The sequence below is a fragment of the Bordetella sp. genome (genome assembly GCF_057362025.1).
The window spans coordinates 21,620-45,109 of record NZ_JBMQQZ010000007.1 but is presented as its reverse complement, the minus strand read 5'-3'; the positions used below and the strand labels follow the sequence as shown (position 1 = coordinate 45,109).

The 23,490-nt window shown below is 65.1% G+C and carries 23 protein-coding genes; 11 read left to right on the top strand and 12 right to left on the bottom strand.

Annotated elements, in window-relative coordinates; translation table 11 throughout:
* Positions 1–122 precede the first annotated feature (122 nt).
* On the top strand, positions 123–1,787 hold the full coding sequence (locus tag ACO1P8_RS02920) for a response regulator (protein ID WP_486294431.1): 1,665 nt from the start codon (positions 123–125) through the stop codon (positions 1,785–1,787).
* Here ACO1P8_RS02920 and ACO1P8_RS02915 read toward each other — a convergent pair.
* The 7 genes from ACO1P8_RS02915 to rpe form a co-directional block, all read right to left on the bottom strand.
* Positions 1,753–2,256 carry an acyl-CoA thioesterase gene (locus ACO1P8_RS02915; RefSeq protein ID WP_486294430.1) on the bottom strand — a complete coding sequence of 168 codons (504 nt, stop codon included), beginning with the start codon at positions 2,254–2,256 and terminating at the stop codon, positions 1,753–1,755. The two genes, ACO1P8_RS02920 and ACO1P8_RS02915, sit on opposite strands and share 35 nt — an antisense overlap.
* 242 nt (positions 2,257–2,498) lie before the next feature.
* Positions 2,499–3,287 carry an indole-3-glycerol phosphate synthase TrpC gene (trpC, locus tag ACO1P8_RS02910; RefSeq protein ID WP_486294429.1) on the bottom strand — a complete coding sequence of 263 codons (789 nt, stop codon included), beginning with the start codon at positions 3,285–3,287 and terminating at the stop codon, positions 2,499–2,501.
* 1 nt (position 3,288) lies between these two features.
* Positions 3,289–4,314: an anthranilate phosphoribosyltransferase gene (trpD, locus tag ACO1P8_RS02905; protein ID WP_486294428.1), complete on the bottom strand. Its 1,026-nt coding sequence runs from the start codon at positions 4,312–4,314 to the stop codon at positions 3,289–3,291.
* 29 nt (positions 4,315–4,343) lie between these two features.
* Positions 4,344–4,913 carry an anthranilate synthase component II gene (locus tag ACO1P8_RS02900; protein ID WP_486294427.1) on the bottom strand — a complete coding sequence of 190 codons (570 nt, stop codon included), beginning with the start codon at positions 4,911–4,913 and terminating at the stop codon, positions 4,344–4,346.
* Positions 4,914–4,971: 58 nt separating this feature from the next.
* Positions 4,972–6,492 carry an anthranilate synthase component I gene (gene trpE, locus ACO1P8_RS02895; protein WP_486294426.1) on the bottom strand — a complete coding sequence of 507 codons (1,521 nt, stop codon included), beginning with the start codon at positions 6,490–6,492 and terminating at the stop codon, positions 4,972–4,974.
* Positions 6,493–6,723: 231 nt separating this feature from the next.
* Positions 6,724–7,428 carry a phosphoglycolate phosphatase gene (locus ACO1P8_RS02890; RefSeq protein WP_486294425.1) on the bottom strand — a complete coding sequence of 235 codons (705 nt, stop codon included), beginning with the start codon at positions 7,426–7,428 and terminating at the stop codon, positions 6,724–6,726.
* A gap of 13 nt (positions 7,429–7,441) precedes the next feature.
* A complete protein-coding gene (gene rpe / locus ACO1P8_RS02885) occupies positions 7,442–8,158 on the bottom strand; it encodes a ribulose-phosphate 3-epimerase (protein ID WP_486294424.1) in 717 nt (238 codons plus the stop codon).
* Positions 8,159–8,283: 125 nt separating this feature from the next.
* Between rpe and apaG the strand changes: the two genes are divergently transcribed.
* The 5 genes from apaG (at position 8,284) to ACO1P8_RS02860 (ending at position 13,164) form a co-directional block, all read left to right on the top strand.
* Positions 8,284–8,658 carry a Co2+/Mg2+ efflux protein ApaG gene (gene apaG / locus ACO1P8_RS02880; protein WP_094844102.1) on the top strand — a complete coding sequence of 125 codons (375 nt, stop codon included), beginning with the start codon at positions 8,284–8,286 and terminating at the stop codon, positions 8,656–8,658.
* A gap of 65 nt (positions 8,659–8,723) precedes the next feature.
* A complete protein-coding gene (mltA, locus tag ACO1P8_RS02875; RefSeq protein ID WP_486294423.1) occupies positions 8,724–10,034 on the top strand; it encodes a murein transglycosylase A in 1,311 nt (436 codons plus the stop codon).
* Positions 10,031–11,200 (top strand): UbiH/UbiF family hydroxylase, encoded by a 1,170-nt coding sequence (locus tag ACO1P8_RS02870; protein WP_486294422.1) that lies wholly within the window; start codon positions 10,031–10,033, stop codon positions 11,198–11,200. Before mltA ends, ACO1P8_RS02870 begins: the two co-directional genes overlap by 4 nt.
* Positions 11,201–11,282: 82 nt before the next feature.
* Positions 11,283–12,164 carry a DsbC family protein gene (locus ACO1P8_RS02865; RefSeq protein WP_486294421.1) on the top strand — a complete coding sequence of 294 codons (882 nt, stop codon included), beginning with the start codon at positions 11,283–11,285 and terminating at the stop codon, positions 12,162–12,164.
* A gap of 46 nt (positions 12,165–12,210) precedes the next feature.
* Positions 12,211–13,164, top strand: coding sequence for a D-2-hydroxyacid dehydrogenase family protein (locus ACO1P8_RS02860; RefSeq protein ID WP_486294420.1), 954 nt, complete (start codon positions 12,211–12,213; stop codon positions 13,162–13,164).
* Positions 13,165–13,236: 72 nt separating this feature from the next.
* Here the strand turns inward: ACO1P8_RS02860 and mdoH are convergent, their stop codons facing one another.
* From mdoH to ACO1P8_RS02840, 4 genes are all read right to left on the bottom strand, one after another.
* Entirely contained in the window at positions 13,237–15,771 is a 2,535-nt protein-coding gene (mdoH, locus tag ACO1P8_RS02855; RefSeq protein ID WP_486294419.1) for a glucans biosynthesis glucosyltransferase MdoH, read from the bottom strand.
* Positions 15,752–17,281, bottom strand: a complete 1,530-nt coding sequence (locus tag ACO1P8_RS02850) for a glucan biosynthesis protein G (RefSeq protein WP_486294418.1) — start codon at positions 17,279–17,281, stop codon at positions 15,752–15,754. Before ACO1P8_RS02850 ends, mdoH begins: the two co-directional genes overlap by 20 nt.
* A gap of 358 nt (positions 17,282–17,639) precedes the next feature.
* Positions 17,640–17,903, bottom strand: a complete 264-nt coding sequence (locus tag ACO1P8_RS02845; protein ID WP_486294417.1) for a DUF1488 family protein — start codon at positions 17,901–17,903, stop codon at positions 17,640–17,642.
* Positions 17,904–18,020: 117 nt separating this feature from the next.
* Entirely contained in the window at positions 18,021–18,389 is a 369-nt protein-coding gene (locus ACO1P8_RS02840; protein ID WP_486294416.1) for a hypothetical protein, read from the bottom strand.
* Positions 18,390–19,044: 655 nt separating this feature from the next.
* Between ACO1P8_RS02840 and ACO1P8_RS02835 the strand changes: the two genes are divergently transcribed.
* Genes ACO1P8_RS02835 through ACO1P8_RS02820 form a run of 4 tightly spaced genes read left to right on the top strand, consistent with a single transcriptional unit; the run spans position 19,045 to position 20,763 of the window.
* The gene (locus tag ACO1P8_RS02835; RefSeq protein ID WP_094844094.1) at positions 19,045–19,776 is read left to right on the top strand and encodes an iron-containing redox enzyme family protein; all 732 of its coding nucleotides are present in this window, start codon (positions 19,045–19,047) and stop codon (positions 19,774–19,776) included.
* A gap of 12 nt (positions 19,777–19,788) precedes the next feature.
* Positions 19,789–20,091 (top strand): 2Fe-2S iron-sulfur cluster-binding protein, encoded by a 303-nt coding sequence (locus ACO1P8_RS02830; protein WP_486294415.1) that lies wholly within the window; start codon positions 19,789–19,791, stop codon positions 20,089–20,091.
* Positions 20,088–20,408: a ferredoxin gene (locus ACO1P8_RS02825; RefSeq protein WP_486294414.1), complete on the top strand. Its 321-nt coding sequence runs from the start codon at positions 20,088–20,090 to the stop codon at positions 20,406–20,408. Before ACO1P8_RS02830 ends, ACO1P8_RS02825 begins: the two co-directional genes overlap by 4 nt.
* Positions 20,409–20,460: 52 nt before the next feature.
* On the top strand, positions 20,461–20,763 hold the full coding sequence (locus tag ACO1P8_RS02820) for a 2Fe-2S iron-sulfur cluster-binding protein (RefSeq protein WP_094844091.1): 303 nt from the start codon (positions 20,461–20,463) through the stop codon (positions 20,761–20,763).
* Between the two features lie 112 nt (positions 20,764–20,875).
* Here the strand turns inward: ACO1P8_RS02820 and ACO1P8_RS02815 are convergent, their stop codons facing one another.
* Positions 20,876–21,595: a GntR family transcriptional regulator gene (locus ACO1P8_RS02815; RefSeq protein WP_486294470.1), complete on the bottom strand. Its 720-nt coding sequence runs from the start codon at positions 21,593–21,595 to the stop codon at positions 20,876–20,878.
* 280 nt (positions 21,596–21,875) lie between these two features.
* Between ACO1P8_RS02815 and ACO1P8_RS02810 the strand changes: the two genes are divergently transcribed.
* Positions 21,876–23,411: a hypothetical protein gene (locus ACO1P8_RS02810; protein ID WP_486294413.1), complete on the top strand. Its 1,536-nt coding sequence runs from the start codon at positions 21,876–21,878 to the stop codon at positions 23,409–23,411.
* Positions 23,412–23,490: the final 79 nt, after the last annotated feature.

The window sequence follows — 23,490 nt, the reverse complement described above, 5'->3', positions numbered from 1 at the left end:
GCTCCAGCATGTATCGTAAGAAAATATCCCGCACCCGCTGCAACACGGCGTAACAGCCGCTGGCCCCGTTCAACTGCTGTAATGGGTTGCACGAAGAAATGGGAGGCTCGGTGGATAAAGCCATGCAAGTATTGATACTGGCGCCGCAAGGCGAGGATAGCCAGGTCATACGCAGTACGCTGGCGAACGCGGGCGAGCAGTTCGTCGCCTGCGAGGATGCGCCGCAATTGCTCCGCGCCCTGCAGCAAGGCGCGGGGTGCGCCATTCTGGCTGGGGAATCCCTCATCGGCACCGCGCTGGATGGCCTGGCGGAATGGGTCGGTCGCCAGGACCCCTGGTCGGATTTCCCATTCCTGGTCATCGAGCCCGCGCGGGCGCCGGGGGCCGCGGCGGAACCCGATACCTACGGGCCGCTAGGCAACCTGATATTGCTGCAGCGGCCCTTGCAGGAAGACGTTGTGCGCAGCGCCATCGCGACGGCGCTGCGCGCCCGGGGCCGTCAGTACGACGCGCGGGCAGTGCTGCGGCGCCAGGCCGAAACGGAAGAAACGCTGCGCACGTTCAACGAGACGCTGGAAACACGTATTTCCGAACGCACTCACGCCCTGGCGCGCGCCAACGACCGATTGATGAAGGAGATCCGCGAGCGCGAGCGCACGCAAAGCGCATTGGTGCAATCGCAGAAGATGGAAGCGATCGGCCAGTTGACCGGCGGCCTGGCCCACGACTTCAACAACCTGCTCAACGTCATCATGGGCAGCGTCGAACTGATACAGCGCATCTCGGCCGACGACCGCGCGCGGCGCCTCGCCGTCAACGCGCGGCATGCCGTGGAACGCGGTGCCAAGCTCACGTCCCAGCTGCTGGCGTTTTCGCGCAGCCAGAACCTGGACCTGCGCCCCACCGACGTCAATGCGCTGCTGTCCGGCATGCGCGAACTGCTCGGGCTGTCGTTGGGGCCCACCGTGCGGGTACTGACCGATTTCGCGCCCGACCTGCCCATGGCCACCGCCGATGCCAACCAGCTGGAGCTCGCGGTGCTGAACCTGTGTCTGAACGCGCGCGATGCCATGGCCGCGGGCGGTGAGGTCACCTTGTCCACCGGATTGCGCCAAAGCGGCGAAGGCGAGCTGGCTGCGGGGCGCTACGTGGTGATCTCGGTCAAGGACACCGGCACGGGCATTCCCGCGCAGACGCTGAGCAAGGTCTTCGACCCGTTTTTCACCACCAAGCCCGTAGGCAAGGGAACCGGGCTGGGATTGAGCCAGGTCTACGGAATCGCCCGCCAATCAGGGGGCACCGCGTGCATCGCCAGCGAGGAAGGGCGCGGAACGGAGGTGGAAATCTGGCTGGCGATGGCGGATCCCGACGCGGTGGACGACACGGTGGCGGCGGCCGGCACCGCCGCGGCGCAGGCACGGGCGGTGAATATCCTGGTGATCGACGACGACGCGTCGGTGCGCCACCTGATCGTCGAATGCCTGGAGATCCTCGGCTATGAGGTCAGGCAGGCCGCCGATGGCGAGGAAGGGCTGGCGATGATGCGCGACGAGCCGCCGGACCTGCTGGTGGTGGATTTCATCATGCCCAAGCTCAACGGCGCCGAAGTCATCGAGCGGGCCCACGCGATGCTGCCGGATCTGCCTGTCATCCTGGCGACGGGCTACGCCGACGCGCAGGTCGGCGCCAGCGTGATGGAGCACGAGCGTGTGCTGCAGAAGCCGTTCAACCTGGACCAGCTGTCGGCCATGGTCAGCGAGGCCCTGCGTCCGCCACATTCTGCTTGATGGCGACGTGGCGACGCTGCATTTCCTGCCGCAGCGCGCGGCGCTGGTCGGCGGCTTCGAAGCGTTGGCGTTCTTCTTCGTTGCGCGGCTCCAGCGGCGGTACCGGCGTCGGGTTGCCCAGCTCGTCTACGGCCACCATGGTGAAATAGCAGCTATTGGTATGGCGCACCAGCTTCTGGCGGATGTCCTCGGTAATCACCTTGATGCCGATCTCCATCGACGTCCTTCCCGTGTAGTTGACCGACGCGAGGAAGGTCACGAGCTCGCCGACATGGATCGGTTCCCGGAATACGACCTGGTCCACGGAAAGCGTGACCACATATTGGCCGGCATAGCGGCTGGCGCAGGCATAGGCGACCTGGTCCAGGTATTTCAGGATATGCCCGCCATGGACGTTGCCGGAAAAATTGGCCATATCCGGCGTCATCAGGATGGTCATCGACAACTGGTGGCTGAAAGCTTCATCCATGGAGGAAGTGTCCTGTCTAGGAGTCTCGGATAGGGACGCCCGGGATGGGCGCCGGTCCCTGCAAGCGGCCGACGCGCGGGCGCCACGCCGCGATCTTAGCAACGCCGGCCGCCGGGGAAATGGTCAAGAAATACGTCTGGAATGCCGTTGTTTGACTGGCGATCGTCGTATACCGGGGCAGGCAATGGGGCCAACGGCCGGGCGGGACGCGCGCGCAAGGCCGGCCGTGGCGCCTGGCGGGTTCAGGCGATAAGCCTGGCCAGTTCCGCGCCCGGATCCGCGGCGCGCATGAAGGCCTCTCCCACCAGGAAGGCTTCGACCTTGTGGTCGCGCATCATGCGGACATCCTGCGGCTGCAGGATGCCGCTTTCGGTAACGATGCGGCGGCTGGCGGGCACTTGGGGCAGCAGGTCCAGGGTGGTCTGCAAGGTGGTCTCGAAGGTGCGCAGGTTGCGGTTGTTGATCCCGATGAGCGGGGTGCGCAACTGGACCGCCACCTCGAGTTCGGCGGCATCGTGGACTTCGACCAGCACGTCCATGCCCAGGTCCATGGCGCACGCTTCGAGCTCCTTGAGCTGGGTCGGGGACAGGGCCGCCACGATCAGCAACACGCAGTCGGCACCCAATGCCCGGGAGAACACCACCTGGTAGGGATCGATGATGAAATCCTTGCGCAGGACGGGCAGGGGGCAGGCCGCGCGAGCCTGCCGCAGATGGTCGTGCGAGCCCTGGAAGAACTGTACGTCGGTCAGCACGGAAAGGCAGGCGGCCCCGTGCACCGCGTAAGAGGCCGCGATTTCGGCGGGGCTGAAGTTTTCGCGCAGCACGCCGCGCGACGGAGAAGCTTTCTTGATCTCCGCGATGACGCCGGGCTTGCCAGAGGCGATTTTGTCTTCGATCGCCTGGGCGAAGCCGCGTACGTCCTGCCGGGCTTGGGCTTCGCGCAGCAGCTCCGCCTCGCTGCGCATTTGTCGTGCGGTGGCGACTTCCTCCGCCTTGACGGCAAGGATCTTCGCAAGAATGTCGTTCATCTCAAAACTTCCGGGTGTAAGCGCAAAATTCTTCAAGCTTGCCGCGAGCGGCACCTGATGCAATCGTATCAGCCGCCAGTTTCAGGCCGGCTTCAATCGTTGGAGCGACGTTACCCGCATAGATGGCCAGTCCGGCGTTCAGGACGACGATATCGCGCGCAGGACCCGGTTTGTCGTTCAGCGCTTCCAGGATAAGGTCGCGCGACTCCTCACGATTGGACACCTTGATTCCCCGGTTGGACATCATGGATAGCCCGTAGTCCTCCGGATGGATCTCATATTCGCGGATGTCGCCGTCCTTCAGTTCGCCGACCATGGTCGCGGCCCCGAGGGATGCTTCGTCCATGCCGTCGCGGCCATGCACCACAAGGACGTGGCGCGACCCCAGCCGCTGCAGCACCCTGACCTGGATACCGACGAGGTCGGAGTGGAAAACGCCCATCAGCTGGTTCTGCGCGCTGGCGGGGTTGGTAAGCGGTCCCAGGATGTTGAAAATGGTGCGCACGCCCATTTCCTTGCGCACGGCCGCGACATTCTTCATGGCGCCATGATGGGCTGGCGCGAACATGAAGCCGATGCCGACCTCGGCGATGCATTCGGCGACCTGCTGGGGGGCCAGTTGCAGGTTGGCGCCCAGGGCTTCCAGCACGTCGGCGCTGCCGGAGGACGACGACGCACTGCGTCCGCCATGCTTGGCGACTTTCGCGCCCGCCGCGGCGGCGACGAACATCGCGGCGGTCGAGATATTGAACGTCCGGCTGCCGTCGCCGCCCGTGCCGCACATGTCCAGCAGCCGTTCGGGGTACGGGGTTTCGACCGGCGTGGCGAACTCGCGCATGACCTGCGCCGCCGCGGTGATTTCCCCTATGGTTTCCTTCTTTACTCTCAATCCCATGAGCAACGCCGTCGCGATCTGCGGCGACAGTTCGCCGCTCATCAGCATGCGCATCAGGTGCAGCATTTCGTCGTGAAAAATCTCGCGGTGTTCGATGCAGCGCGTCAGCGCTTCGGTCGCCGTTATCGTCATGATCGATTCCCCCTCTTCGGAATGGTCTTTTATCGGATTTCCAGGAAATTCCGCATCAATGCATGGCCGTGTTCGCTGAGCACGGATTCGGGATGGAACTGTACCCCGTATATGGGCAGCGCTTTGTGACGCACGCCCATGATGTCGCCGTCTTCGGCGGTGGCCGTTGCCTCCAGGCAATCCGGCAGGGTGGCCGGATCGATGGTGAGCGAGTTGTAGCGGATGACGGTGTAGGGCGTCGGCAGCCCGGCGAAGATGTCGGTGCCGGTGTGGGAAATGCGCACCGTTTTGCCGTGCATGATGCGCGGCGCGCGGACGATATCGCCGCCAAAGGCCGTTCCGATGGCCTGGTGGCCCAGGCAGACACCCAGGATGGGCACCTTGCCGGCGAATTCGCGTATTACCGCCACCGAGATACCGGCCTCGGCGGGCGAGCAGGGGCCGGGCGACACGCAGATGCGGTCCGGCTTCATGGCGGCGATCTCTTCCAGCGTGATCTGGTCGTTGCGCGCGACGCGCACGTCTTCGCCGAGTTCGCCGAAATACTGCACCAGGTTGTATGTGAAGGAATCGTAGTTGTCGATCATCAAGAGGCTCATGGCTTCAACCCTTGTTATCCGTTCGGTGTGAAAGTCCCGCATGCCGGCCGCGAGGCCGTCAGATGGGCTGGTCCAGTCCGTTCTGGACCTGTTCGGCCGCTCGCAGTACCGCGCGGGCCTTGGCTTCCGTTTCCGCCCATTCCGCTTCCGGGTTGGAATCGGCGACGATGCCGGCCGCGGCCTGCACGTAAAGCGTGCCGTCCTTGATGACACCGGTGCGGATGGCGATGGCCACGTCCATTTCGCCGCCGTAGCTCAGGTAGCCCGCCGCGCCGCCGTAGATGCCGCGCCGTACGGGTTCGAGTTCATCGATGATCTCCATGGCCCGCACCTTGGGTGCGCCGGTCAGCGTGCCCGCCGGGAAAGCCGCGCGCAGGACATCCATGCTGGTCATGGCGGGATCGAGATCGCCTGCGACATTGGATACCAGGTGCATGACGTGCGAATACCGTTCGATGGCCATGGTGTCGGTAACCTTCACCGTTCCGGTTTCCGCGACGCGTCCGACGTCGTTGCGTGCCAGGTCGATCAGCATCACGTGTTCGGCGATTTCCTTGGGGTCGGCGCGCAGCTCGGCGGCAAGCGTCGCGTCTTCCTCCGGCGTGCCTCCGCGCTTGCGCGTGCCGGCCAGCGGGCGGATCGTGACGCGCGATTTGGGCTTGTCGTCCTCGACGATGCGTTCCTGGCGCACCAGGATTTCCGGCGACGAGCCGACCACGTGGAAGTCGCCGAAATTCCAGAAGTACATGTACGGCGAAGGATTGAGCGAACGCAGCGACCGGTACAGGGACAGCGGCGAATCGCGGAAAGGCTTGGTGATGACCTGCCCCACCTGTACCTGCATCAGGTCGCCGGCGGCGATGTATTCCTTCGCGCGCAGCACGGCGGCCAGGTAGTCTTCCTTCTTGAAGTCGCGCTGTTCGGCCGTCTGCATGCTGGCATGGCTGTACGGGATCTCGATGGGCTTGCGCAGTTTCTGCCGCAATTCGCGCAGCCGCTGCTGGGCGCGGGCATAGGCTTCCGGCTGGGCCGGGTCCGCGTACACCATCAGATAGATGCGGCCGGCGAGGTTGTCGACGATGACCAGTTCGTCGACGTGCAGCAGCATGATGTCCGGCGTGCCTTCGTCCATGCCGGCAGGGAAAGGCTTGACCGCCGGGCCCAGGCGCGGCTCGATATGGCGCACTGTGTCATAGCCGAAGTAGCCTGCCAGGCCGCCGGCGAAGCGCGGCATGCCGGGCCGCAGCGCGACCTTGAAGCGCGCCTGGTATTGCTCGATGAAGGACAGGGGATCGCCGTGATGCGTCTCCACGACCTTGCCGTCGTGCAGTACCTCGGTGACGGTGCCGCGCGACTGGATCACCGTGCGCGCGGGCAGGCCGATGAAGGAATAGCGGCCGAAGCGCTCGCCGCCCACCACCGACTCCAGCAGGCAGGTCATGCGGCCGTTTTCCGGCCCGGAATGCGCCAGCTTCAGGTAGATGCCAAGCGGCGTGTCGAGGTCGGCATAGGTGTCGGCCACCAGGGGGATGCGGTTGTATCCCTGGTGGGCAAGGGCTTTGAATTCCAGTTCGGTCATATCGGTCTCGTGTCGGTCTTTTGATGTCGAGCCGGGCGAAAAGCAAAAAGCCCGGCCAGTGTTCTGGTTCCGGGCTTGGGGATTTTGCTGGATTCGGCGCCTGACCGCATACGCGTCGGACGCCGGGAAATGCCTTATCGCCACCCGGATGCCAAACGCCACCAGCGCCACGAGGCGCCAGGCAGTTGCGTCAGGACAGGGGCGATCATTTTTGCGATTCGGGTATGGATGTCAGTGGGCCGCGCTGGTGGACGGAAGGTTGTTTTCCCGATTGATCCAATGCGCGGCTTCAACGAGAGACGACACTATACCATCGACGTCCAGCGTTCGCACGTCCACCCCTTCGTTGTAGCCGTAGGGCACCACCAGCACCCGCGTGCCGGCGTCGCGTCCGGCCTGGGAGTCGTTGATGGAGTCGCCGATGGTCACCGCCCGTTCCGGGGAGACCCCCAGAAGCGAGCAGGCATGCAGCATGGGCTGGGGGTCGGGTTTCTTCCGCGCGCAGGTATCGCCGCAGACCACGGCGGCGAAAAAACCGGCCAGGCCCGTGCGCTGCAGGAGCGGCATCGTGAACTCGGTGGGCTTGTTGGTGACGACCGCCATCTTCAGCCCCTGGTCGCGCATGGTCTTGAGCCCGTCGAGCACGCCGTCGAATATCACGGCCTTGTCGCCATTCACCAGGTGATAGTGACGGTAGAAAGAGGTGCGCGCCCGGGCGTACAGGTCCGGGTCGAGGTCGCCGTGTTCCTGGGCGCCGGCCAGCGTGCGCTGCACGAGCCGGTCCACGCCCTTGCCGACGAAGGTCGCGATGACGTCCTCGCGCAGCGGTGGCATGCCGAGCTCCATGCGCATGGCATTGGCGGCCGTGGCGAGGTCCGGCACGGAATCCAGAAGGGTGCCGTCCAGATCCAGCAGCGCGGCTTGGAAGAACTTCATGAGAGGAATTCCTTCAGGCGGACAGCGAGCCGGCCGCGGCGATCTGCTGGCGCATCGCGCCGATGATCGAGGCGTAGTCGGAGTGGCCGAAGATGGCGGATCCGGCCACGAACGTATCCGCGCCCGCGGCGCGAATTTCGGCGATATTGTCCACCTTCACTCCGCCGTCGACTTCCAGGGCGATGTGCTGGCCCCCTTCGCTCGTCCAGCGGTCGATGCGCGCGCGCGCATCGCGCAGCTTTTGCAGCGCCGAAGGCAGGAAGCTCTGCCCGCCGAAACCGGGGTTGACCGACATGACCAGCACCACGTCCAGCTTGTCCATGACATAGTCCATGTGATCCAGCGAGGTGGCCGGGTTGAAGACCAGCCCCGCCTTGCAGCCGTGGTCGCGGATCAACGCGAGGGTGCGGTCCACGTGCCGCGTCGCTTCCGGGTGGAAGGAAATAATATTGGCCCCGGCCTTGGCGAATTGCGGAACCAGTTCGTCGACGGGCTCCACCATCAAGTGCACGTCGATGGGTACCTCGACATGCGGGCGGATGGCGGCACAGACCATGGGGCCGATCGTCAGGTTCGGGACGTAATGATTGTCCATGACGTCGAAGTGGATCCAGTCGGCGCCTGCCGCGACGACATTGCGCACTTCTTCGCCCAGGCGGGCGAAGTCGGCGGAAAGGATGCTGGGCGCGATGCGGGTGCCAGGGGATAGGAAAGACATGGTCGGCGGCATTCAAGGGATAATGTGCCAATATTGTAGTTTGCCGGGACCCGCGCCAGCCGCCATCGCCGCATCGGGCATGCGGCGCCATACCGGCAGCAGTTGCCGTCGATCCAGACTAAAAGGCCGGAAAGCCAGTGAAACCCTATGACCTGACCGTGGCCGTGGAGCCGCGCTACGTGCCTGAACAGTCCAATCCTGGAGAGCAGGAATACGTTTTCGCCTATACGGTGCGCATCACCAATACCGGCGAACATCCCGCACAGGTGATCAGCCGGCATTGGATCATCACCGACGGCAACCAGCGCGTGCGCGAAGTCCGCGGCCTGGGCGTGGTCGGCCAGCAGCCCCTGCTGGCGCCCGGCGAGACCTTCGAATACACCAGCGGCTGCCCGCTCCCCACGCCCGTGGGTACCATGCGCGGCAGCTATCACTGTGTCGGCGAAAACGGCATTCCCTTCGAAGTGACGATCGCGGAATTCCTGCTTGCCATGCCGCGCACCCTGCATTGATCCCGCATTGGCGGCCCGGCCCGGGCCGTCCGCATAATCTGTCCCCATTCACGATGAAGCGCTCATTGTCCCGACTGGCTCCGCTCCTGCTGCTTGCCGGCGCCCTGGCCGGTTGTTCGACCGTCGAAAACCAGATCCCCGCCGAGCAAGCCGCCGGCACGCCCGGCGCCGCCACGGTTGCGCCCGGGGCGGAGGCCCCCCTGGTCGTGCCCGCGCTTGCCGCCTTGCCCGATACGCCGACCCGCCCCCTGGCGGGCCGCTTCCAGCGCGTGAACTACAGCGAGATCCCGGCCTGGCGCGACGACGACCTGGCCCAGTTCTGGCAGGTGTTCCTGCTCAACTGCAAGGGGCTGATGCGGCCGACCTCCGGCAACCTGACCGTGCCGGCGCGCGCCACCCCGCGCGCCTGGCAGCCGGTCTGCGCCGCCGCCATCGACCCGGCGCGGCGTCCCGTCGCGACCGACCCCGAAAGCGTGCGCCGCTTTTTGCAAACCTACCTGCAGCCCTGGCGGCTACTGGCCGCGGACGGCAAACCGGCTTCCAATATGGTCACCGGCTATTACGAACCGCTGGTGCGCGGGTCGCGCGTGCAGGGCGGGCTGGATCAATGGCCCCTGTATATGCCGCCCAAGGATCTCCTCACCATCGACCTGGGCGCGATCTATCCCGAATTGGCCGGCAAACGGGTAAGAGGCAAGCTGGAGGGCAAGCGCGTGGTGCCCTATGACACCCGCGCGGAGCTGGACAGCAACCCCGCCCGCCGTCCCCCGGTGCTGGTCTATGTGGACGATCCGGTCGACAACTTCTTCCTGCAGGTACAGGGTTCGGGCCGCGTGCTGCTGACCGGCGGTCCCGACGCCGGCAAAACCATACGCGTCGCCTATGCCGATCACAACGGCCAGCCTTACGTTTCCATTGGCCGCTGGCTGGTGGACAAAGGCCAACTGTCTGCCGACCAGGCATCGATGCAAAACATCCGGGCCTGGGCGCAGCGCAATCCCCAGCGGGTGCGCGAAATGCTGAACGCCAATCCGGCGGTGGTCTTCTTCAAGGAAGAACCCGTCACCGACCCCGAAGCCGGGCCGCGCGGGGCGTATGGCCTAAGCCTGACGGCGCGCCGGTCCATCGCGGTGGATACGTCCTTCGTCCCGCTGGGCACCCCGGTATTCCTGGGAACGACCTGGCCGGGGACGGACCGTGCGCTGGACAGGCTGGTGTTCGCGCAGGATACCGGGGCCGCTATCCGGGGGGCCGCCCGCGCCGACTTCTATTGGGGCTATGGCGACGCCGCCGGACAAATGGCCGGGCGCATGAAGCAGCGCGGCCAGATGTGGATTTTGTGGCCGAAGCAGGCCGGGGAGCCCAGCGCGCGATGAGCCAGGGAATACTCGTTTGCGGAGCCGGCATCGTGGGCCTGGCGACCGCCCTGGCGCTGGCGCGCCAGAAGCAACCGGTGACCGTGCTGGCGCCCGTCGCCACGGTGCCGCCGGCACCGGCCGAACATTACCAGCCGCGTGTGTATGCGCTGTCGCCGGCCAGCCAGCGCTTTCTTGCCGGCCTGGGCATCTGGGATGCCCTGCCGGCCGCGCGCATCGCCCCTGTCGACGCCATGGAAGTGCATGGCGATGCCGACGGGACGGTGATGTTGAACGCCTGGCAGGCGGCCAAGCCGCATCTGGCCTGGATCGTCGAGGCCGCTGAAGTCGAACGCGTGCTGGCCCAGGCCGTCCGCCTGTCGGGCATTCCCTGGATCCCGGACCGCTGCGTCGGGTACCAGCATGGCGCCGTGCTCACGGAAAACGGCGCCCAGTTGCGGACCGAGCTGGCCATCGGCGCGGATGGTGCGGCTTCGCCGCTGCGCTCGGCGGCCGGACTGGTGCAACATTCCCGGCCCTATGACGCCGTGGGCCTGGTGACGCATCTGGATGCGTCGCTGCCGCACCATGGCACGGCGATGCAATGGTTCCACGACGAGGGCGTGCTGGCGCTGCTGCCCCTGCCGGACACGGCGCGGGGACCGCAGGTTTCCATGGTATGGTCGGCGCCCGCGGCGCGCGCCCGGGCGGTGCAGGCGCTGCCGCCCGACGCCCAGGCGGATGCCGTGCGCGCGCATCTTGCCGCGGTGACGCAGGGGCGGTTGGGCGATCTGCGCATGAATATCGCACTGCACGGTTTTCCGCTCTTCCTGGAGCATGCCCAGATGGCCGCGCCCGGCGTGGCCCTGGCCGGCGACGCCGCGCACCGCGTGCATCCATTGGCGGGGCAGGGCTTGAATCTGGGCCTGGGCGACGCCGAAACGCTGGCTACAATCGTCGCGCGGCGGGAACCGTACCGCAGCCCGGGAGACCCCCGTGTCCTGCGGCGCTACCAGCGCGCCCGCGCCGAGCCGGTCCTGGCCATGCGGCTGGCCACGGACGGGCTGCACCGCCTGTTCGCCAGCCGTTCCGCCCCCGCGGCCTGGGCGCGGAATGCGGGCATGCGTTGGGTCGAGGCAATACCGCTTTTCAAAAGGCTGTTGATCGAGCAAGCTTCCGGCGGATGAACCCGCCGGCCATGCCGGGGTCCAAGCCAGCGTCCGGCCGCCGTCCAGGGGCTGGACTGTATCGAGCATCAAGGAGTCTCAAATGAATTTCCGCGCCTGGCTTTCGGCCGTCGGTGTCGCCGCCGCGGTAGCGGTATCCGCCCATGCCGCGGACAAAGTCATTTCCACCCAGTCGGCGGGCCAGCCCGTCCCCGGCGAAACGGTAACCAGCACTTCCGGCGCCGGCCCCTCGGCCAAGGTGACGAGCACCGCCGGCCCCAATCCCGGCGAGAAAGTGATAAGCACGGCTGCCGGGCAGGGCGATGCGGGCGACACCGAGCAGGTCGCGGCGCTGTTCCACCAGCGCTTTCCGGACTTGGCCGTGACCGCCGTGCGCCGCACGCCCTACGGTTTGTTCGAAGTGCAGGTCGGGATGGATCTGATCTACACCGATTCGAACGTGGGCTGGGTCATGGAAGGTCCCCTGATCGACGCGGCGACCCGCCAGGACGTCACGCGCGAACGGCAGGAGCAGATCGGCGCGGTGTCGTTCGACCAATTGCCGCTGAACCTGGCCGTCAAGCGGGTCACGGGCGACGGTTCGCGCGTGCTGGCGGTCTTCGAGGATCCCAACTGCGGCTACTGCAAGCAGCTGCGCCAGACGCTCGAAGACGTCCCCAACCTGACCGTCTATACCTTCATCTACCCCATCCTGGCGCCCGATTCGCGCGTCAAGGCGCGCGATATCTGGTGCGCGTCGCATCCCGGCCAGGCATGGGACGACTGGATGGTGCGTGGCAAGATGCCCGCGCCGGCCAGCGGCAATTGCAGTGCGCCGATAGAACAGGTCCTGGCCCTGGGCCAGCGCTTGATGGTGCGCGGAACGCCGACGCTGTTCTTCCGCGATGGCAGCCGCGTCAGCGGCGCCTTGCCGCGCGAGGCGCTGCTGGAGCACCTGAATAAACCTACGCAGAAGGGCGGCTGAACGGGCACGCTGCCTCGCAACCCTACCATCCCACCAGGAGAAGGCATTGAAGATCGCCATTCTTGACGACTACCATGGCGTGGCCAAGGATTACGCCGACTGGGCCTCGCTGGGGCCGCAGGCCAGCGTACAGGTGTTTCGTGAGTATCTGCCCGAAGGCCCCCAGCGCGTATCCATGCTGCAGCCTTTCGATGTCATCGTCATCATGCGCGAGCGCACGCCGTTCCCGGCCGCGCTCGTGAACGCCCTCCCGAACCTGCGCCTGCTGGTGACCACCGGGCTGCGCAACAATTCGGTGGATCTGGCCGCGTGCAAGGCGCGCGGCATCGTGGTGTGCGGCGCGCCGGGTTCGGACAACGGCCTGAATGCCACCGCCGAACTGAGCTGGGCATTGATCCTGGCGCTGTTCAAGAATGTGTGCACGGAAGACGCCAATATGCGCAAGGGCCTGTGGCAGACCGGCATGCCGGTTCCGCTGAAGGGCAAGCGCCTGGGGGTGGTCGGCCTGGGCAAGCTGGGTAGCGGGCTGGCCAGGGTGGGGCGGGCCTTCGACATGGATATCGTCGCATGGAGCCCCAACCTGACGCCGGAGCGGGCTGAACAGGGCGGCGCCCGGTACGTCGACAAGCACGAACTGTTCGCGACTTCCGACGTCGTCAGCATCCACCTGATCCTGTCCGCGTCGACACGGCAGGTCGTGGACGCTGCCAGTATCGCGGCCATGAAATCGACGGCCTTCCTGGTGAATACCTCACGGGCGGGGCTGGTGGACCACGACGCGCTCATGGATGCGTTGCGTAACCGGCGTATCGGTGGGGCGGGCCTGGATGTCTATCCCATCGAGCCGCTGCCCGCGGACGATCCGGTCCGCAAGCTGGACAATGTGGTACTGACCCCGCATCTGGGCTACGTCAGTGCCGACAATTTCCGCACGTTCTACGAGAACGTGCTGGAGGCCATCCAGGCCTGGGCAGCGGGCGCGCCGATACGGACCTTGTAAGCGATTCGAAGCGGTTGTTCCCGGTGCATCCTGCGAGCGCTCGATGCACCGGTAGTTCACAGCGCCGACTGCTCAAAGCACGGCCGCCGTTTCCGTTGTCACGAGCGGTTCCGGCGGTTCTTCGCGCGGGGCCGTGCGCTGGCGCAGTTGCAAGGCGTGGTCCTCGCGGCTGCGCCACATCGCGCCGTGCACCCGGCTCAGCACCACGGGGTCGTCCAACAGCTTGATTTTCTGCGGTTCCGAAAGCGCGTCCACGCCGTATTCCATGACGCGGTCCACCTGTTCCCGGCGCTGCGCTTCGTTCAGCGGGTTGGGCTTGTGGCGCCCGCTGGCCATGGCGCAGGCCAGGGCATTGACGCCCGGGTCCACCACCGCGTCTTCGAAGTCCGGGATATGCGCCACGTTGCGGTTCTGCGCGGTATAGCGCCGGGTCGCCTGCAGTTCCGTCGGCGGCTGGGTTTCCTCCGGTATGCGGAACAGCCGCGACAGATAGGCGCGCCGGCCCAGGTCCACCCGGCTGGAGTAGACCGAGAGCGGGATGATCAGCAGCAGCGCGGCCAGGATAGGCGCCATCCATAGCAGGAAGACCGGGTTCAGCCACGCCACCAGTGCGGCCCAGCACAGGCCCAGCAGGGTCTGCGAACCGTGCCGCTTGAATGCGTCGCCCCATGTCGTCTGGTCGTTGTCGCGGGCAGGGGAAATCCACTTCGCCGACAGGCCCAGGAAAGCCGCCACCACGAAACGCGTGTGGAACAGCATGCGCACCGGCGCCAGCAGCATGGAGAACAGCACTTCCATCAGCATGCTCGACAGGGCTTTCTGGCGGCCGCCGAACAGCCGCGCGCCGCGCGCCCATACCAGAAGCACGCCCAGCACCTTGGGCAGGAACAGCAGCACGGCTGTCGTCGAAAACAACGCGATCGCCTTGTCCGGATGCCACTGCGGCCAGATCGGAAATAGCTGGCGGGGCTCGACGAAGTACTGCGGTTCGGTCAGCGTATGCACCGCCAGCAGGGCGGTGGACAGCAGCAGGAACAGGAACCACAAGGGTGCGGACAGATACGACATCACGCCCGTCAGGAACACCGCGCGATGCACCGGATGGAATCCCTGGATAAAAAACAGCCGGAAGTTCATCAGGTTGCCATGGCACCACCGCTGGTCGCGCTGCAATTCCTCCAGCAGATTGGGGGGCAGTTCTTCATAGCTGCCGGGCAGGTCGTAGGCGATCCATACCCCCCAGCCGGCGCGGCGCATCAGTGCCGCTTCGACGAAGTCGTGCGACAGGATGGCGCCCGCGAAGGCCCCCTTGCCCGGCAGGGGCGCCAATACGCAGTGGCGCATAAAGGGCGCCAGCCGGATGATGGCGTTGTGGCCCCAGTAATGCGATTCGCCCAACTGCCAATAGTGCATGCCGGCTGTGAACAAAGGCCCGTATACCCGTGTCGCGAATTGCTGGATGCGTGCGTACAGGCTGTCCATGCCGCTGGCCTGCGGCGCGCTCTGGATAATGCCCGCATCGGGACTGGCTTCCATCAGTTGCACCAGCCGCTTCAGGCACTCGCCGCTCATGACGCTGTCCGCGTCCAGCACGATCATGTAGCGGTAGTTGCCGCCCCAGCGGCGGCAGAAGTCGTCGATATTGCCGCTCTTGCGCTTGACGCGGCGGCGCCGGCGGCGATAGAAGATCCGGCCGAATCCCTTGACCGCCTTGCACAGATCCATCCATGCGCGCTGCTCCGCCACGCAGATGTCGGCCTTGTAGCTGTCGCTCAGGACGAAAATGTCGAAGCGATCCAGCACATCGGTCTGGGCAAGCGATTCGTAGGTGGCGCGCAGGCCGGCGAAGACCCGCGATACGTCTTCATTGCAGATCGGCATCACGATCGCCGTGCGGGCCGACTGCTCGATGGGAGCGTCCTCCATGCCGCGCGCCGAAATACTGTAGCGGTCGCGGCCGATCAGCAGTTGCAGGAATCCCATCATCGCCGTCCAGAAGCCGGCCGATACCCAGCCGAACAGCAGCGCAAAGAGAAACAGGATGCCGACTTCCAGTACCTGCTTGCCCTGGTAGGGCAGCACGCCTTTCATGTAGTACGTCGCGACGACCGTCTGCAGGATCACCAGGAGCAGCAGGCACATGCGGCGCCGGCTGCCGGCCTGGCGCCAGCGCGGGTCCATGCGCGGCGCGGTGGCCATGTAGTCGTCCGACAGGTGCGGTCCCTGGCCGCGCAGGCGGCGCCAGAAACGGACCAGGGGATTGGGCACCCAGGGTTCCGGGGACATCGGCGTGCGTCGCAACGGCGGGGCCGATGGCAGGCAAACGCCCGAGTCCGGCGTTTGCCGGGCCATGCCGTCGATGTCCGGATCCCCGCCTTCGGCGGCGCGCAGGCGCTGCAGGCCGGAGGCCAATACCGGGTCGCCGCCGGGCGCGTCCCTGTCCGCCAGCGAGCGGTGCACGGCGTCCAGGGCGGACCGGCCTTCGCCCGCCGCTTCCGCCGCGCGAGCGGCGGCCGCCCCTCGCGCTTCGGGAGGCAGCGCCAGGCGGTCGAGATAATCTTCCACCGCGTCGTTGCCGGGCAGGCTGTTATTTGGCTTCAGGTTCATTCGGGATGCGATAAGTCCAGGTTTCCGACAAAGGCGCTTGCCCATTGGTCAGGAAAGCCCGCATTTCCACCGGTTTGGTGGGATCTTTCACGTTCACGCGCAGCGTCAGGCGCCGCCCGCCGGTGACCGGATTGGGGCGCACGCTGTTTTCGATGATCTGGCCGTTGCCGTCGACCCAGGTATCCGCGGTGATGGTGGCATCCGCCGGCAGCGACTTCAGGGACGGGCCGACGAAATCGATGATGTACGCGATGCTGCCGTCGGCGCGGCGGATAAGATCCGGGCCTTTCACTTCCTCGCGCGAACGGCGCGTTTGCATGACCCACGCCAGCGGGGTGTTGTGGGCCCTGCTTTCGTTCAAGGTCCATGTCATGCGGTAATCGGCATCCAGCGGTTCGCCCTTGGCGGGCTGTTTCTCCGGCACCCAGAACGCTACGATGTTGTCGTTGGTTTCATCTTTTGTGGGGATTTCCACGAGCTGGACGCTGCCCTTGCCCCAATCGCCCTGTGGTTCGATCCACAGGCTGGGCCGCTTTTCGTAGCGATCGTCCAGGTCTTCGTAACGGCTGAACTCGCGGCCGCGCTGCAGCAGGCCGAAACCCCGCGGGTTCTCCGCGCTGAACGCACTGACTGCCAGGCGGCGGGGATTGACCAATGGCCGCCACAGCCATTCGTCATTGCCGGTATGTATGGCCAGACCGTCCGAATCGTGCATTTCCGGCCGGTAGTTCACCACCGGCGATGGCTGGTTGGAGCCATAAAGGAACATGCTGGTCAACGGGGCGATGCCCAGGCGGCCGACATGGTCGCGCAGGAAAATGCGGGCCTTCACATCGACGACGGTACCGTCGTCGCCGGGTTTCAACACAAAGCGGTAGGCGCCGGCGGCGCGCGGCGAATCCAGCAAGGCATAGATCGTCAGCGTGGTGTCCTCGGGCGCCGGCCGCGCGATCCAGTATTCACGGAAACGGGGGAATTCCTCGCCGGACGGCAGGGCGGTGTCGATCGCCAGGCCGCGCGCCGACAGTCCATACACCTGGCCCTTGCCGATCACCCGAAAATAACTGGCGCCCAAAAAGGAAGCCAGTTCGTCGTCTTTTTTGTCCTTGCTATTGACCGGATACAGCACCCGGAAACCGGCGAAACCCAGATTCTTCAGGGCCGCCGCGTCGAGCTTCAAATTGCCGTAATCGAAATCGTCCGGATTGAATTTGATTTCATGCACGCCGGCGGCATCGATTTCATTGATGCGGACCGGTGTATTGAAATGCATGCCTTCATGATAGAAGCTCAGGGTGAACTTCGTGCCCGCGTTACCCCAGTGCAGATGGTCATTCTTGAACCGCACCTGCTGGTAGCCCGCGAATTTCAATTCCTGCAGGGAATCCGGAAGATTGGGTTCCGGCGCCTTGTAGCTTTGGTCCGCCAGGTCGCGGGCCTGCTTCATGACATCGAAAAACGAGAAAGCCTGGGCGGACTGGCTGATGCCCATGCCGATAAAGGCGGCCATTGACACGCAAAGTGCGGACAGTGCGCCGGTCAGCCGGCGGGAAGAATGCGCAAACACGTGGGATTGCCTCTGGCTCCAAGGGTGGGGCGGGAATGCGATGTGACAGCGCGATTTTTGCACAATGTCCCTGTCGATTGGGCCGGCTCTCTGTCAAAGCTGAAATAATTTTTTGCGAACGCGGCCTGTGCGCGGCTGCATATTGTTCATAATCGAAGCGCATTAATGCATGCTGGTCCGCCGGTTTATGCGCTTACGGTGGGCAGTCCATGACGTTGAAAGCGGATTGCGTTGCCGGCCCCGGCCGCCGCGGGTGCCGCCGCCGTCGGACAGCGGGCACCGCGGGGGGTGACGTACGGCGTCAGGCGTCGAAGTCACCCGTGCCCAGAGTAGTCACGCCGTCGGTCGGCGTGTTGAAGGCGGCTTCGGCCACGGCCTGGATTTTGTCGCAGCCGCGTTCGAATGCGCGCAGTAGCGCGCTGCCGGAATTATCCTCCGCGCCGAAATTCTCGCGCAGGGCGTCTCCGGAAATCTCGAACTGGCGTTCCTCTCCATTAAGAGAAAGGCAAAAGACGACCACGTCGTCTTCGACCCGCGCGCGGGTTTTGTGGGCGAACGTCCCCATGATCGTTTCTCCATGCGCGAAGCAGGCACCGTCGATGGCGGGGTCGCCGGACGGCGCGCTCCGGGCGGTCGCAGAAAGATGAAACGCCGGCCGGCAGCGCCGGCCGGAAGGACTGGATTACTTGCCGGCGCCGGTGGCCGGGACCGACTTGGACGGCTGGGGGGACCCCGAAGTCGAGCTATCGGTTCCCATCTTGCCGGACCCCTTGTGCATGCCGTTGCTCTTGGTGGGGGTATGGGTACGGTCGCGCCGCATTTCCTTCTTTTGGGTCGTCGTGCCCTTGCCCGTATTGGATTGCGGCGTGGCGGTCGAGTTCACCGGCGGCGATGCGGTGCCGGGAGGGACCTTGGGGTTGTTGGGCGGCGTGGCCGTGGAATCGTTGGGCGTGGTGGACGGCGTAGTGGGCGCCGACGATTGCGCATACGCGCCGCCCGCGGCGAGCATTGCGGCCAGGGCCAGGGCGGGGGTGATACGGCGTAGCTTCATGTGGATCTCCTTGCCGGTTGTTGGAACCAGGCAAGGAGCAAGCGCCATGCCGCCAGGGATGTCGCCGAACGGGCGGCAGCCGTTGCCGGGGCTGCCGCTTTTTGTTGCGTCTTTCTTTATTTCGTTTGGGATGCCAGGCGCTCGCCGCGAGCCCGGGGCCGCTCGGCAGGCAGTGTCCTGGTGCCGGTCGGGCGGCGCCATAGGGCCAGCAGTTCGGCCCATCGCCGCGGAAGGAGCGGAACCGCGCGGCGAACCGCCGCACGGCGATCCAGGTGAATGCGCATTTGCTCCCCGACGGGAGTGGCCAGATAAGCCTGGAGAGGCGCTTCGGAGTGGGGAAAGGTTGGTGTGCTCATGGTAAATACTGATTGCTTAATCGATAAAAAAATTATAGCTCGATTTCAAGGCTCGATTCAACGCGGTGCCCTCCTTGCGGTACGGATCTAGGCCAATGTGGTATGCAGTATTCAAACTCTTTCATGCGCATCCGTATTGTTGGTAGCTACCCCGCCGCCACTACGCCACAGAAAGACGCAGTCTAGAGAGGCTAGGCGTTAACCCTAGAAGACAGCCCATCCAAACGGTATACAATGTGCAAAAGGCGCCGCTATCCAAGCCGGCAGCGCATACCCCCAACGTGAATCAGGAGCCCGCCATGGCCGAACTCATGAATAGAGACGAATTTCGCACCGCGCTGGAGAACGCCATCAAAGGCAAGAGCGCGAACGCTTCCCCTTTCAGCATCGCCTGGGCCACCGGAAAGCTGAGCCGCGAGCATCTGTGCCGCTGGGCTGAAAACCACTACCACTATGTCGGGCCGTTCGCGGATTACCTGGGATACCTGTATGCGCGCACGCCCGACACCTATACCGAGGCCAAAGACTTTCTGTTGGCCAATATGTACGAAGAGGAAATCGGGGGCGACCGCCATACGGACTTGCTGATCCGCTTTGCCGAGGCTTGCGGCACCACGCGTGAACGGGTGACCAATCCCGACAATATGTCGCCGACCACCCGGGCGCTTCAAAGCTGGTGTTACGCGGTAGCCATGCGCGAAGATCCGATCGTGGCGGTCGCCGGGCTGGTCGTGGGCCTGGAATCCCAGGTGCCTTCCATTTACCGCAAGCAAACGCCGACGCTGCGCGAGAAATACGGTTTCACGGACGAGGAAGTGGAATTCTTCGATTTGCATATCGTCTCCGATGAGATCCACGGCGAACGTGGCTACCAGATCGTGCTGGAACACGCCAATACGCCGGAGCTGCAACAGCGCTGCCTGAAAATCTGCGAGATCGGCGCGCAGATGCGTTTGCTGTACACCACGGCGCTGTATACGGATTACGTGCAGAAGGACATTCCGCTGCCCGAACTGAAAATGGCCGCCTGAGCCGCGTTTGCCATGCCCACAGTCGTGTTCCACAAAGGCGGCCAGACCTACACGGACGTCGTCCAGGACAATGCCAATCTGGTTGTGCGGGCTGGCATCAAGCGCTTTCCCTATCCGCATCTGCGCTACGAGTGCGGCATGGGGAAATGCGCCAAGTGCGCCTGCCGGGTGCTCGCGGGCGGCGAGCACCTGCCTCCGGTCAACTGGAAAGAGAAAAAGCAGCTGGGCGACCGCATCGACCAGGGGTACCGGCTGGCTTGCCAGCTCTGGCTGAACGCCGACATCGAGCTGGCCCAGGACGACGACGAGGCATGATGGAAAAGGCGGCGTGCGCCAGTGGCTACGTGGTGCTGACCAGCAAGCCCGGACAGTATCGCAGCGAGGCCTCCGCGGACGTGGAGGTCGTGGAGACCTACGACTACGTGTTCTATGGCAGGACGAAGGCCGTCTTCCAGGTCGCCCGCGTGGCGCCGGATGCCAGGGTGCGCATTGTCGAGGAAGCCCCGCCGCATATCGTCAATATGGTGCCGGCCCGCGTCATGGAGCAGTTCGCCACGGTGGGGGATGCCCGCCGCGCCATCCGCGAGCTGGCGGACTTCGGTACCCTGGACGCCACGCTGGTCAGGCGTTGAGTGGCCATTCCTTATTCCGGCAGTTCATCGCCGCTTCATTTCCTGTTTCATCATGGTCGAAATCACGTTTCTTACCAATGGCGGCAAAGTGGTTTCCGCCCCGCCCAATAGCAACCTGCTGCGCGTATCGCTCAAGGAAAAGGGCGGCATTCCCTTCAAGTGCGGCGGCGGGCTTTGCGGTACGTGCAAATGCCTGATCGAAGAAGGGCTGGAAAACACGGACGCGGTCAAGCCCAAGGAGCGCCGGCACCTGAAGCCGGAGGATTTCGAGAAAGGCTACCGGATGGCGTGCCAGACCTTCGTCAACGGCGACATCAAGGTGTCGTGGGCAAGCCGGAGCGACAGCACGCCTTGATCGTGCCGCGGGCGGCAGCGAGGTGCCGTGGCGTCATAGGGGCGGCATGCCCGATCGCCAGCGTCGGCCGTACCGGCCCCGGCCGATGGTCCCGGGCGTGACGATGCCGGTCCTAGCCGGCCGTGGACTTCTGTTGTTGCGCCTCGACGTAGGCCTTGGCCGCGTTGTGGACGTGTTGGCTGGCGAGCAGCGCGGCCAGGTCGCCATTGCCGGCGATGACCGCGTTCAGGATTTGCGCGTGCTCGTCCCAGTTCTGCCTGGCGCGGCGCATGTTGCTGGGGGCGAACAGCAAGGCGGTGCGGTCGCGCAGCGAACGCATCAGGTCCGTCAGTACGACATTGCCCGCGATGGTCGCGAGCATTTCGTGGAATTCCGAGTTCAGCGCGAGGAAGCGTTCCAGGCTGTCGGTGCGCGCGGCCGTGTTGCCCTCGGCCAGGAAGGCCTGCAGGCGTCCTACCGTGGCCTGGTCGCGGCGTTGCGCCGCCAGTTTGGCGTTCAGGCCTTCCAGCGTGGCGCGTACCTCGATCATGTCATGGGCCACATCGTCGGATAGCACCGAAACCGACGCGCCGCGCCGCGGTTCGATGGTGACCAGGCCTTCGGCGGCCAGGGCGCGCAACGCCTCGCGCACCGGAATGCGCGAGACCCCCATTTCATCGGACAGGCGCCCTTCGACCAGGCGATCGCCCGGCGTGAACTCGCCGCTGAGTATGCGTTCCCGCAACTTGTCGCGTACGACCGCGAACAGTTGCGGGTGCTGCTCGCCTATCTTCAGCGTTCGCGCCGTGGGCGCCGGGGGTGCATGGGATGCCGGTGACGGGTGGTTGGACATGGACATGGCGGCGTTGTGATAGTGAACGTTTATCTCCGGTGTCATTGTATTACTCCCCCTGGCGGTGGCCGGCAGACAGCATTCTGCGCAGGTCGTGCAAAGGTATACGGTATTCGACCGGTGCGCACGTCCACCCGCTTAAGGCGGGCGTCAGATGCCCGGACCGGCCTATCGTATTCCCTAGGCCCTCGATATTGCCGTTGGCGGCACTACAGATGCCATATAGTATACCGTTCATCTCAACAATGAACTGCCGGGACGGCAGCAAGGGGATTTGGTGATGCATACGGACGTGATCCTCAATGCCTCGCATTGGGTGTATTTGGCCAGCGTGGCGGCAATCATTCTTACGATGGTCCTGCGCGCCAATGTGGTGGTGCCATCGGTCATCGGCACCTTCCTGGTGGTCCTGGCCATCACCGGAAATCCGATCAGCGCGCTGATCGGTATTTTTTCGGCCAGCTTCGTCGCGGCGAAAGAGCTTTTCAATATCTTCCTCGTCATTACCTTCATGACGGCGCTTCTCAATGCGCTGAAATCCATCCAGGCCGACGTGCGCATGGTGCAACCCATGCGGCGGGTGATGCGCGGAGGACACCTCTCGTACTTCATCATCGCCGCCTGTACTTACGTGATCTCGCTCTTCTTCTGGCCCACGCCGGCCGTGCCGCTGGTCTCGGCCATCCTGCTGCCGGCCGCCATCGCCGCCGGCCTGCCGCCCCTGGCCGGAGCCATGGCCATTGCGATCGCGGGGCAGGGCATGGCGCTGTCCTCGGATTATGTGATCGGTGTGGCACCCGGCATCAGCGCCAAGGCCGCCGGTGCGGCGGTCAGAGCGGCCACCGTGGCGGACCGCGCGCTCGTACTCTCGCTGATTACCGGCGCTATCGCGCTGCTGGTCGCGTACTTCATGATCCGCCGCCATATCGTCCCTGGCAGCCCCGCGCTGCTGGACTCCTGGCAGGCCAGGGCCCAGGACGGCACGCTGGCGACAATCGAAGCCGAGGGCAGTTTCGACAAGGCGGAGCTCGCGCGCGGCACAAGCTACGAGAAGCCGCCGGGCGCGCCTCCGCGCGTGGCCGCCACGCCGGAGGAAGCGCGCCGCATCAAGTGGTCGCGCGCGTTCGCGGTCATCACGCCGCTGGCCTTCCTCGGAGTGATCGCCGTCATGGTGCTGCCGCGGATGTTGCCGGGCTTGCCCGCGCTGCGCGGCGGCGATGCCGCGGCGCTGGTGGGTGGCGTGGCGCTGGCGCTGATGATGCTGGTCACTCTCGCGGCGGAGGGCCCGCGCCGCATGCTGGACGTATGTCCTGACCACATCACAGACGGCTTCGTCTTCGCCTTCAAGGCCATGGGTTCGGTGCTTCCGATCGCCGGCTTCTTCTTTATCGGCGCGCACGACACGGCGGCCCAGATCCTGGGCGTGGACAGCGCCCAGGCCCCCGGGCTGCTGTTCGAGATCATCGCCTCCGCCCAGCAATTTATCCCCTCGAATCACTTCCTGGTGGCCTTCGGCGTGCTGATCGTCGGCATGGTGACCGGCATCGACGGTTCGGGTTTCGCCGGCCTGCCGCTGACCGGGACCTTGTCCGGCGCCCTGGGGCCGGTAGTGGGTATCGACCCGGCCACGCTGGCGGCCGTCGGCCAGATGGGCGCCGTATGGACGGGCGGCGGGACGTTGATCGCGTGGTCGTCCCTGATCGCCGTGGCGGGCTTTGCCCGGGTGCATGTGCTGGAGATGGTGCGCGCGCTGTTGCTGCCCGTCGTGCTGGCGCTGTTCATATCGACGATCTGCGCGATCCTGATCTGGCAATAGGCGCTCTGCCAGGCTTTGGAAGAGCCCCTCCCGCGAGGGGCTCTTTTGCATGGGCCCCCGCGTATTCCCCTAGTCGCTC